The sequence below is a fragment of the Massilia sp. Masssp93 genome, assembly GCF_059491295.1.
The window spans coordinates 4029690-4045421 of the sequence record NZ_CP168502.1 but is presented as its reverse complement, the minus strand read 5'-3'; the positions used below and the strand labels follow the sequence as shown (position 1 = coordinate 4045421).

Below are 15732 nucleotides of genomic sequence, written 5' to 3'. Positions count from 1 at the left end.
CGATGAACACGATGCGGCGGCAGCGCGGCATGACCCTGGTCGAAGTCCTGGCGGCACTCGCCATCGCGTCGGTGCTGCTGGTCGGCCTGTCCAGCATGATCGGCGATTCGATCGACGAACTGAAGGAACAGCAAACGGCCCTGCAGCAGGCCCAGGTCGTGGCGGCCGCGTCCAGGTATGTCGCGGCGAATTACAGCGACCTCGTCGCCGGCACGGGCGGGGGGGCCTTGACGGCCGTCACCGTCGCCCAACTGAAAACGGCGGGCTTCCTGCCGGCCGGCTTCGCCGCGACCAATCCTTACGGGCAATCGGCCTGCGTGCTCGTGCGCCAGCCCACGCCGGGCCGGCTCGACGCGCTGGTGGCCGGCTACGGCGGCAGCGCGATACCGGACCGCGCCATCGCGGCGGTGGCCATGATGGCGGGGCAGGGCGGCGGCTACGTCAGCGCCGCGCAGCCCGGCATCGCGCGCGGATCGTCCTGGGAACTTGTCACCACGGCATACCAGGGCGTGGCGTGCGCCGGCACGACGGTGCTGGACGGCGCCGCCGCCCACGACGGCGGCCACCTCGTGTCGGGCCTGTTCTACGACGGGCCGGGCCAGTTGTCGACCGATTTCCTCTACCGCGACACCGTGCCGGGACGCCCGCAACTGAACCAGATGAACACGGCGCTGGGATTCGCCGGGGCCGCGCTCGTGACGCCGGGCACGGCCTGCGGCAGCGCGGCGGCGATCGCGATCGACAGCGCGAGCCGGACGGTGGTGACCTGCGGGGCCGACGGCCTGTGGCAGGCGGCGTCGACGTGGAAGGCGCCGGTGGCCAATTTCGCCGACCTGCCCACGACGGGCAATACGGCCGGCGACGTGCGCATGGTCACCGCGCTGAACCGCGGCTTCACCTACAGCGGCAGCGCGTGGGTGGCGCTGGCGGTCGACGAGAGCGGCAACCTGCGCGTTCCCGCGACGGTGTACGCGGACACGGTAGACACGGCCACGGCCATCGTCACGGCCGGCACGATCACGGCGGACAAGACGATCTCCTCGACGAACGGCGGAATCGCCAGCAACTGGGTGGTCGGCAGGAACTGGATGGAGGGCCCCACGCTGTATCTCAACGACGCCATCGCGCCGGGCACGCCCTGCAATATCCTGAATCCGGACGGCAGCACCACGTACAACATCGGCTCGTTCAAGAAAGATGCCAACGGCTTCCTGCTGTCGTGCCAGCCACCGGACAACGTCTTTAAATATTCGAATGGAACGTTGACCCCATGAGCGGCACCTTCACACCGGGCCGGGCGGCGGCCGTGCTCGCGTGCGTGCTCGCGTGCGGCCATGCGCACGCGTGCTGGGACGATGCCGGCGCGCGCTACGGCGTGAACCCCTACCTGCTGTACGCCATCGCCAAGACGGAATCGAACCTGAACCCCGCCGCGATCGGTCCAAAAAACAAGAACGGTTCCTACGATATCGGGCTCATGCAGATCAACAGCAGCTGGCTGCCGACCCTGCGCCAGTACGGCATCGGTGAGGCCGAGCTGATGGATGCCTGCACGAATATCGAGGTCGGGGCGTGGATACTGTCGGGGAAGATGCAGCAACTGGGCAATTCATGGACGGCCGTCGGCGCCTACAACGCCGGCAAGCCCAAGCTGCGCATCGCCTATGCGCAAAAGGTCTATCGCAACCTGCCGCGCGCGGCCATCGAGGCCCAGCGTTGATCGGTTTGCGCCGCATACATCATTGTTGAGACGTCCGCGCGGCTGCGCGCATGACCTTGGAAGTTGATATGAAAACGATTTCATCGACAGTGGCGCCGGTCAGCGACAGCCCGGTTGCCGAGACTGCGTCCAATGCCAGGCCCGAGACCAGCCGCGCGCCCAGGCGTACGTTCGGATTCTCCCTGCCGGCGCTGGGCCGGCGCCCCAGGACGCCGCCGCCGGCGGCGCCCGTGCAGGCGCCGTTGCAGCGACTGGAACAGTTCAGCGCCCGCCACGCGCAGGCGCAGGCGCCGGAGCCGGCGCGGGTCACGCTGGCGCAACTGATGCGCGCGCCGGAGCATCCGACGCTGGCGGACCTGATGCGGGCGGATGACGAAGCGCGTGCCGCGTCCGCGTCCGCACCTGCGCCCGCGCCCGTGCGCACGGAGGCCGCGCCGGCCGCGCGCCCGAAGACGTTCGGCAAACTGGCGCCGGGGCCGAAGATCGACTGCATGGCGGACACGCTGACGTCGATGCATCGCCTGGACGACCAGCAGGTGTCGCAGATCACGGAAGCGCTCGGCATGGGACCCGCCGCCGCGCCGGGCCGCGAGCGGGATGCGCAACTGAAAGCCGCGGGCAAGTTGCTGCGCGCACCGCTGGATCTCGATCCGCCCATGCCGGACAGCGCGTCGATCGGCCGGACGCAATTCGGCAGAGGGATGCCGCCCGACGTGCTGGCGTCCCTGTCGCGGGCGGCCCGGGCGGCCAATTGCTTCATCGGCGAGCGCCAGGTCACCGGCCCCGACGGGAAGACGGTGAACATGTTGCAGGTGCATTTCGCGAACCGGGCCGACCAGGAAGGCGAGCCGCTCGCGTCCCAGCCGGACTCGGCCAGCTTCATTGCCGTGCAACGACTGGCGGCGCGCTTTGCCGAAGCGCTGTCGCCGATCCTCCGGACCGACGACAAGGAATACCGGATCGAGTACGTGGCGTGCCTCCGCGCGCAGGGCGGCAGCGCCGACGTGTTCGCGGATCAGCTCGCCCGGCAGATGCCGATGACCTACCGGCCCGCCCGCACGGAACTGACTTCCCGGCACTACATGGACGCGACGATACGCACGTCGCGCCTGTTCAGCCTGCTGCCCGAGGGCGAGCGGGAAAAGCTGGTACGTGCGGCCCACGTCGCGCACATGGTCTGGGATGAAAAAATCGGTACGGATGAGCACGGCAACCAGCGGCTCGAGGTGCGCGTGATGTTCGGCGGCACGCAGAACATGCGCGACGTCGGCCAGGCCTTCAGCAGCATCGGCCAGTCGGTGGGCAAGGTGTTCAAGGCGAACCACGAGGCGGCCGTGCTGGTGGCGAAAGCGGTCGAAGACGCCTACGGCAAGGGGCGCAACGTGAAATTCGACTTCATCGCCGGCGGATCGATGGGCGGCGCGAGCGCGCAACTGTTCGCCGCCGCGGTCGAGAGCCGCGTGAAACTGAACGACCCGGCGCCGCTGATCCTGTTCGATCCACAGCTGCCGAACGAGACCCAGGCCAGGCATGCCATCAAGGACGGCAAGCTGGGCTATGACTACGCCAAGCCGCGCGGCATCGCCATCACGCTCGACTATGCGGAGCGTTCGCGCAAGAGCCTGATGGGGCGCATGAAGGGGCTGGGCTTCAAATCGCCAGGACTCGTGCGCCTGAAGCTGGGCCTGAGCGCCTACGACCGGACCAAAACCCTGCCCGACGGCGGGACGGAACTGCGTCCGCCGCGCACGTCCGGTCCGCCGGGCATGGGCTACCATGCGGATCCGGGCCTGTACAGGATGGCCATCAACCGGTTCACGGGGCTGGTGGGGTTGCGGCGCTGAGTTCGGCGGCGCCGGATGACTGGTCAGTAAAAGGCAGCCGCGCTATACTCGAACAAGTCCTACATTACCCAGGTGCACCATGTCCGACGATTTTTCGATATCCCGTGAATTACTGGAGGAGCTGATCTCCCTCGTCAATTCCGGCCAGAGCTTCTCGGATATTCATATCGAGCAGGACATGCCCGTGATGATCAAGTCGCCGCGCGGGTGGCGCCAGGTCGGCACCGAACCGGTCACGCTCGAGGACATGCTGCCCGTGCTGAACGCCATCGACGAGGATTGGGAGGACAAGATCGTCGAAAGCGCGATCGACCGGCCGTTCATCCTCACCGACTACCGGCTGCGCTGCAACGTGTTCCGCTCCTCGTCCGGCTCGAAGACCACCATCTCGATCCGGCGCCTGCCGCTGCGGCCCATCGCGCTGGAGCACACGGGCCTGCCGCATTACGTCAAGACCGTGCTCGAGGCGACGCGCGGCGTCATCCTGATCACGGGGCCGACCGGCTCGGGCAAGACGACGACGATCGCCTCGATGCTCGACCAGATCAACGCGACGCGCAGCGCCCACATCATCACGATCGAAGAGCCGATCGAATATCAGCTGCGGCGCAAGCAGTCGATCGTCTCGCAAAAGGAAGTCCCGACCGACACGGCCACGTTCTCGTCCGGCCTGCGCGAGGCGCTGCGCCAGAAGCCGGACGTCCTGATGGTGGGCGAGATCCGCGATTTCGACACCGCCGACACCGTCCTGCACGCGGGCGAATCCGGCCACCTCGTGCTCGCGACGATGCACACGAACAGCGCCGTCAGCGCGATCTCCAAGCTGCTGGGTTTCTTCCCCGCCGAGCAGCGCGAGCAGCGCGCGGCCGCGCTGTCGAATTCGCTGGTCGCGGTGGTTTTCCAGACCCTGCTGCCGACCGAGCAGGGCGACGACGTCGTGCTCGCCTACGAAATGGTGTTCAACAACAACCAGCAGGTGGCGCAGTACGTCGCCGACCCCGGCAAGCTGCACCTGATCGCCGACTTCATGCGCCGCAAGGAAGACAGCATGTCGCGCAGCCTGAACGACGTCCTGGCCCAGCTGATCGCGAAGAAGGCGGTCAACGTCAAGGATGCCATGCGCGCCGCCTACAACCGTCTCGAGCTGCACGAGATGGTCAACGCCAAGCGCTGACACCCGCGCCCGCTTCGCACGCGGGCGCGCCGCTTCGCCGGCCCCGCCCGCCGGCGGCGCATGTGCCGTCATCCTGTAGAGGGACCCTCCCTCAACCAACCGTACAGGTACCGACATGAGCACGTGCGTGCATGCCCATTATCCCCCACAGAGTTTTCCCGACTTCCCCAAGCCCCCGGCCGGGCCGTCCCCGCAGCAGCAGACGGACGAATGGGTCAGGCGGCTCGACCACTTGTCCGTCAAGCTGAAGCAGCAGGCCAGGGACGACGACCACGAACACCGGCCCAAGCGCACGGCCAGTGTGCCGGCGGCGCCCTATAACGATGCGGACGGCGAACCTGAAACCAAGCGGAAGAAGACGTCCCGGCCGCCGGTGCACACCCACGTGCCCGACGGCGCCAGGCCGGAACGCGGCCAGCCGATGCCGAAGCCGACCGGCGTCGTCGACGTCGACAAGCCCATCATCGTGAAGGCCGGCGAGACCTTCGACGGCGGCGGCAAGTACTACCGGCCGACGAAGGCGCTCGGCGACGGTTCCCAGGGCGAGCACCAGCAGCCGGTGTTCATCCTCGAACCGGGGGCGACGCTGAAGAACGTCCAGTACTCGGGCGCCGACGGCATCCACCTGATCGGCAGCGCCAACCTCGACCACGTCGTCAACCGCGACATCGGCGAGGATGCCATCACGATCGACGGCGCGAAGAACCGCATCCACGACGCGAAGCTGTCCGGGATGTCGGTCGACGACATTCCGAAAGGGCCGGCGCAGGTCGTCATCACGAACAGTTCGTTCTACAACGGTTCCGACAAGGTGGTGCAGGACAATGGCGACGCCGAGGTGCTGATGAGGAACGTCTACGTCAACGGCGCCGGCAAGGTGTTCCGCACGAACGGCGGCCAGCCGATCACGACGAAGCTGACGGTGGAGGATTCGACGTTCGAGAACGTCAAGGAATCGCTGTTCCGCACCGATTCGAAGACGTCGAGCGCCAGTTTCTCGGGCATCGACGATGGCGGCATGAAGGTGGATGCACTGACGCCGGATGCCGCGCGGATCAGTGGCACCGGCAAGGTCTCGTACAAGCCATATTCGGGGTGAGGTGGAAGCGGGCGGCGCGGCAGCGTCGCCCGTGCCGGGCGGGATCAGAAGGCGTCGGGATCGTCTTCGTTCATTTCGGCGCGGCGCCGCTTGGCGCCTTGCAGGACCTTCTGCAGCATCATGATGCCGAGCGTGCCGATGGCCTGGTCCAGGGCGTCCTGGTCGGCCTTGTCCTTGTCTTTGTCCTTGCTCTTGTCCTTCGTCTTGTCGGTCTTCTCCGGCGGCGAAGGCGGTTTGCTCCCGGTCCTGCTCGTGGATGTCATGTCGTTCTCCTGAAAGTGTCGGTTGCCGGTGGAGGGGAAAGGCGGCTCATGCGCGCAGCCAGACGTAGTCGCCGCGTGCGAGGTTCTCGAACATGTCGTCGCGCGCCTTGAAGATGTTGTCGCGCCAGTAGCGCCCGTGTTCGACGTAGTGCTCGATCATGGCGAGCAGCCACTTGCCGTCGACCTCCTCGTTGAGTGCCACGCGGGCAATCAGGACGATGGCGCCGGTGTCGACTTCCAGGCCGAGCTGCGCCTGGTCCTGGGCGTAGACGGCCAGGTTGGCTTCGAGCAGCAGGCGGAACACCCGCAGCGTCCGGCCCGCCGTGACGACGCCGTACTGGAACGTCACGTACACCGCGTCGCCGTCTTCCTCGAAATGGTCGATCGCCACGTCGAAGCTGTCGATGTCGAGCACGCCGCGCGCGAGCACCTCGTCGGCGCCGGGCACGTCGCGCAGCGCGCAGATTTCGTGGATCAGTTGATCGCGTCGTTCGAGGCTCATCGTTCTTTTCCGTCGCACCGGTGAAATAAAAAAAGCCGGCCGGGAGCGGGTTGCGGCTCCCGGCCGGCGCGCCATGCGCGGCCCGATGGCGCGCCGTCGACCTTACTGGACGATGTCCTTGGCCGCCTTCAGGCCCATGGTGCTGATCTTGGCATGCAGGGTGGCCAGGTTGATCGCATTTTCGGCTGCGGCGGCGGCCTCGATCGCTGCGATCTGGGCGCCGGTGTTCAGAGTGACGGGTGCGTCTGCCATGATGTTTCTCCTGAAAGTAAGTGGATTACTGCTGGATATGTGTGCGGTATTGCCGCACACGCTGGTTTGCCGGCCGTGCGCTTGGCACATGGCTGGCGGAACTACTGGATCGCCAGGCGGCACAACTGGGCCGCGGCGCGGAATCCATCGGCCACCGCGCGCCCGGCCTGGGCTTCGGTGCTCGCCGTGTCGGTCGAGCGCGCGGCGCAGGCGTCGGCCAGGCTGTCGAGGGCCTGCGCCGCGGCGCGGACCTCGTGGTGGCGCCTGGCCTGGGTGCCCGCCTGGGGCAGGTCGTCGAGCACGTCGATCAATGCTTCGGTCATGACTTCGTACATTGCGGTCTCCTATTGCAAGGTGGTGTTGCCGGAAGCGTCGGCCAGGAAGTTCTTGGTGCCGTCGCTCGATTCGATGTAGCGCACGCTGTCCGCATGCAGGGCCGAATCGACCTTGCCCGCGACGGCCAGTTCGTCGATTCGCTCGACCTTCACGCCGACCGTGAGCGCCAGCGGCGCCATGTCGTTGCGGAAGCGCTCGACCACGTCGCGCACCGCGGCGGGCTGGCGCGCCGTGCCGGCCACCTCGAAGCGCGCGGCGCCGGCGTAGCGCACCGTGACGTGCGGCTCGTGCAGCGATTCGGCCAGTTCGCGGGCGATGTCGTCGGCCGGCTTGACCTGCCAGCGCAGGCGGCTGCCGGCGACGCTGCGCAGGCTGGCGTGCGCCTTGCGGGCCGCCGCGGCGTTCGCCACGATGCCGCTGGCGACGAAGCCGTCCGGCTGCTCGCGCAGCTCGATGCCGGGTTCCTGCAGGCGGTCGAGCGCGCCCCGCACGTCGGCGATGCCGACCCGGGCGAGCGGATGCGTGGCCGCCTGCGACGTCTTGCCCACGGCCAGCGCCAGGGCGCCGGCGCCGACCGAGCCGACCAGCATCGCCACCAGCCCGGTACGCGTCCACGAGGCACGCGGGGCGGGCGGTACGCGCACAGGTTTGTCCGTGGCGGCATCGGCATCGGCGGCGGCCGGCGCGGCGAGCATCGTTTCGAGCAGCTGCACGTCCGACGGCCACGGCGCGTCGGACGGTCCGGCGCACAGCACCACGTCGCCGAAGCGGCGTGGCGTGAAATCGTCCAGCGTCGACGGGGCGCCGGCCGTGCCCGCGGCGGCGATCGTTACCCGGTCTTGCGTGTCGGTTGCCAGTTGCATGGTGCCCTCGTTCCAGTCCTGGATCAGGATGTCGGCCGTCGTTTCCGCACCGATCGACATCGTCGCTGGATTCAACTGTATCCGGGCGCCGGCGTGGAAGCCGGTCAGGATGCGAAGTTCTTTGGTCATGAACGAATCTCCTATTCAGTGTGATGCGGTTGCGGCAGCCGGATCACCAGCCGCGGCCGCGGCGGATCAAAGCGGCGAGCGCGGACATGCCGAGCGCGCGGCCTTCGCGTGTCCGGTGGCGCCCCAGGTTCAGCAGGACGATCGGCAGCAGCAGGTTGATGGACTCCTCGGCGTCCGACGGCGGGCGTCCCGCGCCGGCCGGCCTGGCCGCGGCCAGCAGGCGGTCGCGCACGTCCGCCAGCGTGGCGGGACGCGTGCGCTCGGTCTCCGGGATCGCGAGGAATGCGCGCACGATGGCGAGGATCGGGTAAGTCGGGCTGGCGGCCGGGCCCGCGCCCGGCGCCGCGGCGCGCTTCACCACCGCGGGCAGCGCCAGCAGCGCGCGTTCGGCGCGGGCCCGGGAGTCCTTGGCCGTGGCCGCGGCCCGCCACTGGGCGAGCAGGCGGTTGTCGTCGCGCGCCGGACGCGCCACCGCGCGCATCGTCCAGCGGGGGCGGTGCGCGGCCCGGCATCGGCGGCGGCCTGCTGCCGGCCGAAGCCGCCGGCGCCGCCGGGGTCGCGCCCCTGCGACGACGACTGCTGGTCGCGCGCGTTGCGTTCGCCGGTCTGCGCCACCTGGCGGTCGTCGTGCAGCAGGTGCTGCTCGAGCATCATGAGCAGGTCTTCGCTTTCGGCGCCGGGATCGGCGCCGTGCGGATTGTCGGCGTCGCGCTTCTTGCGGCTGGCCGCGCGGCGCCGGGCCGCCAGGCCGGGCCCGTGGCGGCGCAGGTGCGGCAGCAGCGGCAGCGGCTCCTGCGCCGCCGGCTGGTCGGTCTGGGTGGCCGGCCGGGGCGTGTCCGGCGCGGCGGGGAGGGACGGCAGCCAGCCGCCGCCGATGCGCGGGATGCTCATACGAACATGACCTCCCACAGGCTGCGCGCGAAGCTGAGCACCGCCATGCCGCCCCAGGGCGCGCTGACCATGATGGCGACGGTGACGATCACCAGCTTCACGCTTTGCGAAATGCTCGAGTCCTGCAGCGACGTGATCGCCTGCAGGAAGGCGACGGCGAGGCCCGTGAGCGCGGCCACGGCGACGGCCGGCAGGGACACCATCAGGCACAGCTTCAGTGCCTGGGCGGTCAGGTGGGTGAGGTTATCGTATTCCATGACGTCACTTGTAGGTGGAGATCAGGCCGTGGACCAGCATCGACCAGCCGTCGAGCGAGACGAACAGCAGCAGCTTGAACGGGATCGCCACGTTCGTCGGACTGACCTGCGACAGGCCGAGCGCCATCAGCACGTTTGCGACGACGAGGTCGATCACGATGAACGACAGGTACAGCAGGAAACCGATCTTGAAGGCGGCGGTCAGCTCGCTCAGGATGAACGCCGGCGCCAGCACGATCAGGTCGTCGTCCTTGAGTTCGGCCGCGCGCGCCGGCGGCCAGATCTGGCGCGCCGAACGCAGGAAGAACGCCTTCTCGCGCGCCGTCGCATGGGCTTGCAGGAAGGCGCGGAACGGCTCGCGCCCGGCGTCGAGCAGCGGCATGACCTGGGCCCCGGCCGCGCCTTCGCCGGACAGGTGGGCGCGGTGCATGGCGTCCATGCCGACCGGCGCCATCACGAAGCACGTCACGATCAGGGCGACGCCGTTGAGGACCGAGTTGGGCGGCACGCCTTGCAGCCCGAGCGCATTGCGCAGCAGGCCCAGCACGACCACGATCTTGGTGTAGGACGTGACCACCATCGCCACGAACGGCAGGACCGCGAGCGCGAGCGCGGCGATCAGCAGCGAGCCGACGTCAGGCGCGGCGTTCATCGGCGCTCGCGATACGGCGGATGTGCAGGCCGAGCTGGTCGCCGATGGCGACGAGCTCCCCGAAGGCCAGGGTCTGGCCGTGCGCCACCAGGCGGATCTCGGCGTCGGCCAGCGCGACCGGCAGGGTGAGGAGATAGCCCGGCTGCAGGGCGGCGATCTGCCCGATCGGCAGGTTCACCGTCACCACTTCGATGTGGACCGGCAGTTCGACGTCGCTGACGTCGATCGGGGTGGAGGCGGCGTCCGGCGCGGCGCGCAGGGACAGGTCGGGATCGTGGCTCATGGTGGCGGGATGGCTTTCCAGGATGACGTTGCGGGAATCGATGCGCGCGCGCGCATGGACGGCGTGACCGTTGGCGGCGCCCCACAGCAGGGTCGCCCGGTCGAGTGTCGCGTGCGGCGCGAGGCCGGGTGCGGCCGGCCAGCCGAGCAGCACGTCGCCCGCGCGCAAGGTGCGCAGCAGCGCGGGCGTGGCGTGGCGGGTGCGCAGGCGCAGCGTGGTCGGCAGGGTGAGCGTGGCCAGCGCCGGGGGCAGGGCGGCGCGGCCGCGCGGACCGATGCGCTCCGCCAGCGCGGCGGCCAGCGTGCCGGACACCGCGGCCACGGTGGCCGTGGCGGTGGCGCCATCGTGGTCGTATTCGAGGTGCAGCACGCCGGTGCGGCCGGCCGGCGGCGCGGCCAGGCGCAGGTCCTGCACGGCAGGCCGCGTCATGCCATGGCGCGCCAGCGCTTCCAGCGGGCCCGCCAGGTACAGGCTGGCCACCGCGGCGCGGCACGCTGCCTCCGGTTCGAGGGCGATCGCCTCGAAGGCGGCGCCGGCCTCGACGTGCACGTGCAACTCGCCCTGGCCGCTGGCGATGGTCAGCTGCGCCGTCTTGCCGGTGCGCGGCTGCCCGGCGGGCACGGCCCGCACGCTCCCGTGCAGCGCGCCGCGGGCGTCGTACAGGGCGCGCGCCAGGCCGGCCAGCGCCGGCGTGTAGTGGCGCAGCCTGTCCGCGAGCGCAATGGTTGCCGTTGTGGTTTGCATGGGCTTCCTCAGTTCACTTCCACATGGACCGTGATGCGCGCGCCGGGGCGCGCTTCAAGGTGAGCTTCAAGTCGGCTGCGCAATGCGCTGCCGTGGTCACAGATTAGCTGGCGGGCCCGGGCGTCGCGGGCGTCGAAGCGAAGCGCTAGCGTGCCGTCCGAAAGCAGCAGGTGGAGCCGGGTGTGCGGCAGGATGGCCGGGTCGAGTTCGACCACGACCTCCCAGCGCCCGCCCGCGTGCTCCAGCGCTGGGCTGGTGCAGAAGCGGGCGATGCGTTCGGCCAGGTGATCGGCCACCAGCTCGGCCTCGGCGGCGCGGGCGCAGTGGGCGACGAGCCGTGCGCCGATGGCGCGGGTCGAGACGTCGCGCGCGGCGCCGGGCACCCGCGGGCGCGGCGGCGGAGGCAGGGCGCCGACACGGTCCGGCGCATGGCCGTCGCCGCCGTGGCGTTCCTGGCCTGCCTCGTCGCCGTCGTCGCGCGCGCCGTCGTCGCCGGCGGGCGCGCCCCGGTCCGGCGGGTCCAGCGCCTGGCGCGCCTGGTCGAGCAGCTGGCCGAAGCGCGTGCCGGCGGCCGGCGGTTGCGCCACCACGATGCGCAGTTCGCGCGGCGAGCGGATGCGGGTCATCGGGGCCTCCCGTTACAGGCCGAGCTGGCCGACGGGGCGCAGGTCGATGTCGCCCAGTTCCTGGAACGAATACACCTGCAGCCAGTGCAGCCGCTGCGCGATCATGCGGCGGAAATAGCGCCGGATGTCCATCGACGTGACGACCGCGAGATTCGGCGGCGGATTGGCGCCGACGAGGTGTTCCAGCGACGCCAGCAACTGGTCGATCTGCTGCGGTTCCAGAGTCAGGTAATTGCCGGCCGGGGTCTGCTTGATCGCCTGGCGGATGGTCTGCTCGACTTCGACGTCCAGCACGATCGCCGCCAGCTGGCCGCCGCCGGCGGCGCGGTGGGCAATGAAGCGGCCGAGGTCGCCGCGCACGTATTCGGTGAGCAGCAGCAGGTCCTTTTCCTTGGCGCCCCAGTTCACGAGGCTCTCGAGGATGGCGCGCTGGTTGCGGATCGGGACGTGTTCCTCGAGCAGGCGCTTGAGGACCTCGGCGATGCGCAGCACCGGCATGACTTTCTGGACTTCCGCGACGAGGCCCGGATACTCGGTCCCGACCCGGTCGAGGATCCACTGGGTTTCCTGGACGCCGATGAACAGGTGGGCATGCGCCCGCACCGCCGCGCCCACGGCGTCGGCCAGCGCGCGTTCGGGACGCTCGGGCCGGGCCGGCAATTCGGTCGCCGGCTGCGGGACGTCGTGCAGCATGATCTCGTACGCCAGGCCGGCGAGGGCGTCGGCCGTCCACACGGCGGCGCGCGGGAACGGCAGGCCCAGTTCGTCGACCAGCGCGGTGCGGGCGATGTTGAATGCGCGGTTCAGTTCGGCGGTATCGAGGCGCTGCGCGAGCGCGGGGGAGAGGCGCACGGACAGCGGCGCGGAGAATGCCGGCGCCTGCGCGCCGATGGTCGGCGCCTGGCCCTTGGCGCCGTCGGCGCGCAGCGCGGACAGTTCCGGGCCGGCGGCCGGTTCGCGGTCGAGGACCCGCTTGCCCATGATGCGCGCGCCGGCGAACAGCGCGGCCGCGAGCACGAGGAACATCGGCCACGGGAAGCCCGGCACGAGCGCGAAGCCGAGCAGCATGGCCGCCGCGCTGTACAGGGCGCGCGAATTGGTGCCCAGCTGCTTGACGATCTCCGTGCCGAGCGAACGCGGCTTGCTGTGTTCGTCGGACACCCGGGTGATGAGCACGCCGGCCGCGACGGAAATCAGCAGCGAGGGAATCTGCGACACCATCGCGTCGCCCACCGACAGCACGGCGAAGCGGTCGGCCGCTTCGGCCGCCGACATGCTGTGATAGGTGACGCCGATGACGATGCCGGCCACGATGTTGACCATGGTGATCACCAGCCCGGCGATGGCATCGCCCTTGACGAACTTCATGGCACCGTCCATGCCGCCGTGCAGCTGGCTCTCGATCGACAGCATGGTGCGGCGGCGCTGCGCCTCCTCGGCGGTCAGGTTGCCGGCGCGTACGTCGGCATCGATGCTCATCTGCTTGCCCGGCATCGCGTCCAGCGTGAAGCGGGCGCCGACCTCGGCCACCCGTTCCGACCCCTTGGCGATGACGATGAACTGGACGATGGCGATGATCAGGAACACCACGAGGCCGACGACCAGGTTGCCGCCGACGACCAGCTCGCCGAAGCTTTCGATGATGTGGCCCGCCTCGGCGTGCAGCAGGATCGACTTGGTGGACGCGATGTTCAGCGACAGCCGGAACAGCGTGGTGAACAGCAGCAGCGACGGGAACGAATACAGCGACGTCGCGTTCGGGATGTACAGCGTGACCATCAGCAGCAGCACGCTGATCGTGATGTTGAGCGCCAGCAGGCCGTCGATCAGGACGGTCGGCAGCGGCAGGATCATCAGGGCGATCACCGCGACGATGAGCACGGCGATCGAGACTTCCCCTCCCAGGTCGTTCAGGCGGAATGATTTCATGGGCGTCCTCTTTGTCATGGGTTGGGGCTCGGGGCCCGCATGTCCTCGACCCACGCCAGCACGGCGGCGACCGAATCGAACAGCGGTTCCGGAATGGCATCGTTGACCGCCACGAGGTACAGCGCGCGCGCCAGCGGCGGGTTGCCGACGATCGGCACGCCGAAGCGCATGGCCTGCTCGCGGATCACCCTGGCGTCGCCGTCGACGCCCTTGGCGATCACGCGCGGCAGGCCCGTCTCGCCGGGGTCGTAGCGCAGCGCCACCGCATAGTGGGTCGGGTTGACGACCACCACGTTGGCGTTGGCCACCGGTTCGTTCGGCGCGGCGTTGGCGAATTCGCGCCCGAGCTTGCGGCGCTCGTTCTTGATGTGCGGGTCGCCCTCGGAATCCTTGTTCTCGCGCTTGACCTCGTCCTTGCTCATCTTGTGGTCGCGCACGAACAGCCAGTGCTGGATGCCGTAGTCGGCCACGCCGACGATCGCGTACAGCACGCCGGCCACGCCGAATACCTTGCACAGCACGCCCCAGGCGACGTCGGCCAGGCCGCCGACCGGCTGGTACACCACCCCGAGCACCAGCGGCACCAGCAGCATGCCGGTGCGGTACAGCACGGCGCCGATCAAGAGGGCCTTGAGCACCGACTTGAGCAGGTCGATCAGGGAACGCAGCGAAAAGATGCGCTTCAGGCCCGACGCCGGGTTGATGGCGTCGAACTTGAGTTCCAGCGGCTTGAACGACGTCTGCAGGCCGACCTGGGCGACCAGCGCGCCCACCGCGGCGAGCGCCGCGACGGCCACGACCGGCAGCACCAGGATCAGCCCGTGGGTGGCCGCGGCGACGAGCGCGTCGGCCACGCGCAGGTCGTTTTGCGCGCGCTTGACGTCGAGTCCGTCGAGGAGCAGCAGGCGCAGTTGTTCTGCCATGCGCCCGCCGGCGAGCGAGAAGCCCAGCCAGGCGCACAGCAGGATCGCGGCGAACGGCAGGTCGGTACTCTTGCTCGTCTCGCCGTCGCGGCGCGCGTCGCGCAGCTTCTTGTCGCTGGGTTGTTCGGTTTTTTCGTCGGACATGGCGTCCCCCCTTCCGATCGGCATTGTCGGCGCCGCGGCGCGGCCGGCCGGCGGCCGCGCGAAGCGGCGGCGGCGCATGCGAAGTCCGGCGCGGCGAAGGCGGGTCTTCGTTTGGCGCGCGGGGATTTCGGCTCCGGCCCGCGGGAACGGCCGGCCGGCCGGTAAGGTGTCGGTCATGCCGCGCCGTGCGGCCCACCCAACAGGAGCGAACCATGCCCGTGTCCCAATGCAGTAACCGCCTGATAGCGGCGTTGATCGAGGTCTTGATGTTCGGCGCCAAGCATGGCCATCTCGAGCAGTCCGAACGGGTCCTGACCGCCTTGCACATCCTGCGTCCGAATTTCGTCGAGCTGCACGCCTACGACGCCTGGATGCTGATCCGCCGCCACGACTTCGCCGGCGCCCTGCGCTACCTGCGCGACCTCGAACAGCGCCCCCTGCGCGGCGCGTTCGGCCCCTACGTCAGCGCCCTCCTGGCCGTGGCGCTGTACGGGCTGCAGGATCCGTCGTGGCGCTCGTACGCCAACGACGTCATCAACCGCAACGAGGACCAGGATTCCGTCGACATCGTCAATGCGCTGCTGGGCAAGGCCAGCACGCGCCGCGCCGCTGCCAGCGCCGAGGCGCCGGTCGACCTCGCCGAATTGCAGAAGATGATGCAGCAGCGCCACCTGCGTGCCTAGGAGCCCGCCATGACGATCCCCATCCAGCCCCTGCCGCCGATCTCCACCCTGGCGCCGCCGTCCGCGCCGCAGCCGGCAACCCCGGCGGGCCCGCGCGCGCAGCCCGCCAGCGAACTGGTCGACCTGTTCCGCAGCAAGCTGGACGCCGCGCGCCTGGCGCCCCCGGAGGCGTCGCGCGCGCATGGCCCGTCGGCGATGACCGAGGCCGTCACGCGCCAGGACCAGGCCTTCGCCGAATTCGGCGGGCGGGTCGACCGGTTCGCCGCCGAGGCGCCCTTCATGTCGCAGCAGGAACTTGTTGGCGCCACCACGAAGATCCAGTTCGAGGCGGCGCAGATGGCGTGCAAGATGTACGGCGGCCAGATGGTGGCCCAGGGCGTCAAGACGTCGGTGCAGACTTTGATGAAGAACCAGTGAT

At 69.5% G+C, this 15732-nt stretch carries 20 protein-coding genes; 7 read left to right on the top strand and 13 right to left on the bottom strand.

What is annotated here, in order from left to right; all coding sequences use genetic code 11:
* Window positions 1–2 precede the first annotated feature (2 nt).
* From pilV to ACEN9Q_RS16450, 5 genes are all read left to right on the top strand, one after another.
* A complete protein-coding gene (pilV, locus tag ACEN9Q_RS16470) occupies window positions 3–1274 on the top strand; it encodes a shufflon system plasmid conjugative transfer pilus tip adhesin PilV (protein ID WP_495625325.1) in 1272 nt (423 codons plus the stop codon).
* On the top strand, window positions 1271–1720 hold the full coding sequence (locus ACEN9Q_RS16465; protein ID WP_495625324.1) for a lytic transglycosylase domain-containing protein: 450 nt from the start codon (window positions 1271–1273) through the stop codon (window positions 1718–1720). Before pilV ends, ACEN9Q_RS16465 begins: the two co-directional genes overlap by 4 nt.
* Window positions 1721–1788: 68 nt before the next feature.
* Window positions 1789–3564, top strand: a complete 1776-nt coding sequence (locus tag ACEN9Q_RS16460) for a type III effector protein (RefSeq protein WP_495625323.1) — start codon at window positions 1789–1791, stop codon at window positions 3562–3564.
* Between the two features lie 79 nt (window positions 3565–3643).
* Complete coding sequence (locus tag ACEN9Q_RS16455) at window positions 3644–4738, top strand: type IV pilus twitching motility protein PilT (RefSeq protein ID WP_056436773.1); 1095 nt, start codon at window positions 3644–3646, stop codon at window positions 4736–4738.
* 115 nt (window positions 4739–4853) lie between these two features.
* On the top strand, window positions 4854–5837 hold the full coding sequence (locus tag ACEN9Q_RS16450) for a pectate lyase (protein WP_495625322.1): 984 nt from the start codon (window positions 4854–4856) through the stop codon (window positions 5835–5837).
* 44 nt (window positions 5838–5881) lie between these two features.
* Here ACEN9Q_RS16450 and ACEN9Q_RS16445 read toward each other — a convergent pair whose 3' ends face one another.
* The 13 genes from ACEN9Q_RS16445 to sctU form a co-directional block, all read right to left on the bottom strand.
* Window positions 5882–6100 (bottom strand): hypothetical protein, encoded by a 219-nt coding sequence (locus ACEN9Q_RS16445; protein ID WP_495625321.1) that lies wholly within the window; start codon window positions 6098–6100, stop codon window positions 5882–5884.
* A gap of 46 nt (window positions 6101–6146) precedes the next feature.
* Complete coding sequence (locus tag ACEN9Q_RS16440) at window positions 6147–6602, bottom strand: CesT family type III secretion system chaperone (RefSeq protein WP_056436764.1); 456 nt, start codon at window positions 6600–6602, stop codon at window positions 6147–6149.
* A 102-nt stretch (window positions 6603–6704) separates the two neighbouring features.
* Window positions 6705–6854, bottom strand: a complete 150-nt coding sequence (locus tag ACEN9Q_RS16435; protein ID WP_200958257.1) for a hypothetical protein — start codon at window positions 6852–6854, stop codon at window positions 6705–6707.
* Between the two features lie 101 nt (window positions 6855–6955).
* Entirely contained in the window at window positions 6956–7189 is a 234-nt protein-coding gene (locus tag ACEN9Q_RS16430) for a hypothetical protein (RefSeq protein ID WP_056436761.1), read from the bottom strand.
* Window positions 7190–7198: 9 nt separating this feature from the next.
* Window positions 7199–8182: an HrpD5 family protein gene (hrpD5, locus tag ACEN9Q_RS16425; protein WP_495625320.1), complete on the bottom strand. Its 984-nt coding sequence runs from the start codon at window positions 8180–8182 to the stop codon at window positions 7199–7201.
* 43 nt (window positions 8183–8225) lie between these two features.
* Complete coding sequence (locus tag ACEN9Q_RS16420) at window positions 8226–8543, bottom strand: hypothetical protein (protein ID WP_495625319.1); 318 nt, start codon at window positions 8541–8543, stop codon at window positions 8226–8228.
* Complete coding sequence (locus ACEN9Q_RS16415; protein ID WP_495625318.1) at window positions 8537–9091, bottom strand: hypothetical protein; 555 nt, start codon at window positions 9089–9091, stop codon at window positions 8537–8539. Before ACEN9Q_RS16415 ends, ACEN9Q_RS16420 begins: the two co-directional genes overlap by 7 nt.
* A complete protein-coding gene (gene sctS / locus ACEN9Q_RS16410) occupies window positions 9070–9330 on the bottom strand; it encodes a type III secretion system export apparatus subunit SctS (RefSeq protein ID WP_056436750.1) in 261 nt (86 codons plus the stop codon). Before sctS ends, ACEN9Q_RS16415 begins: the two co-directional genes overlap by 22 nt.
* Window positions 9331–9334: 4 nt before the next feature.
* Entirely contained in the window at window positions 9335–9982 is a 648-nt protein-coding gene (gene sctR / locus ACEN9Q_RS16405; protein WP_056436747.1) for a type III secretion system export apparatus subunit SctR, read from the bottom strand.
* Window positions 9966–11009 (bottom strand): type III secretion system cytoplasmic ring protein SctQ, encoded by a 1044-nt coding sequence (sctQ, locus tag ACEN9Q_RS16400; RefSeq protein WP_495625317.1) that lies wholly within the window; start codon window positions 11007–11009, stop codon window positions 9966–9968. Before sctQ ends, sctR begins: the two co-directional genes overlap by 17 nt.
* Window positions 11010–11017: 8 nt before the next feature.
* A complete protein-coding gene (sctP, locus tag ACEN9Q_RS16395) occupies window positions 11018–11635 on the bottom strand; it encodes a type III secretion system protein SctP (RefSeq protein WP_495625316.1) in 618 nt (205 codons plus the stop codon).
* 12 nt (window positions 11636–11647) lie between these two features.
* A complete protein-coding gene (locus ACEN9Q_RS16390; RefSeq protein ID WP_495625315.1) occupies window positions 11648–13564 on the bottom strand; it encodes an FHIPEP family type III secretion protein in 1917 nt (638 codons plus the stop codon).
* A 14-nt stretch (window positions 13565–13578) separates the two neighbouring features.
* Complete coding sequence (gene sctU, locus ACEN9Q_RS16385) at window positions 13579–14631, bottom strand: type III secretion system export apparatus subunit SctU (protein ID WP_056436736.1); 1053 nt, start codon at window positions 14629–14631, stop codon at window positions 13579–13581.
* 212 nt (window positions 14632–14843) lie between these two features.
* Between sctU and ACEN9Q_RS16380 the strand changes: the two genes are divergently transcribed.
* Both ACEN9Q_RS16380 and ACEN9Q_RS16375 read left to right on the top strand, forming a co-directional pair.
* Window positions 14844–15314 carry an HrpB1 family type III secretion system apparatus protein gene (locus ACEN9Q_RS16380; protein WP_495625314.1) on the top strand — a complete coding sequence of 157 codons (471 nt, stop codon included), beginning with the start codon at window positions 14844–14846 and terminating at the stop codon, window positions 15312–15314.
* Window positions 15315–15323: 9 nt separating this feature from the next.
* A complete protein-coding gene (locus tag ACEN9Q_RS16375; RefSeq protein WP_056436730.1) occupies window positions 15324–15731 on the top strand; it encodes a hypothetical protein in 408 nt (135 codons plus the stop codon).
* Window position 15732: the final 1 nt, after the last annotated feature.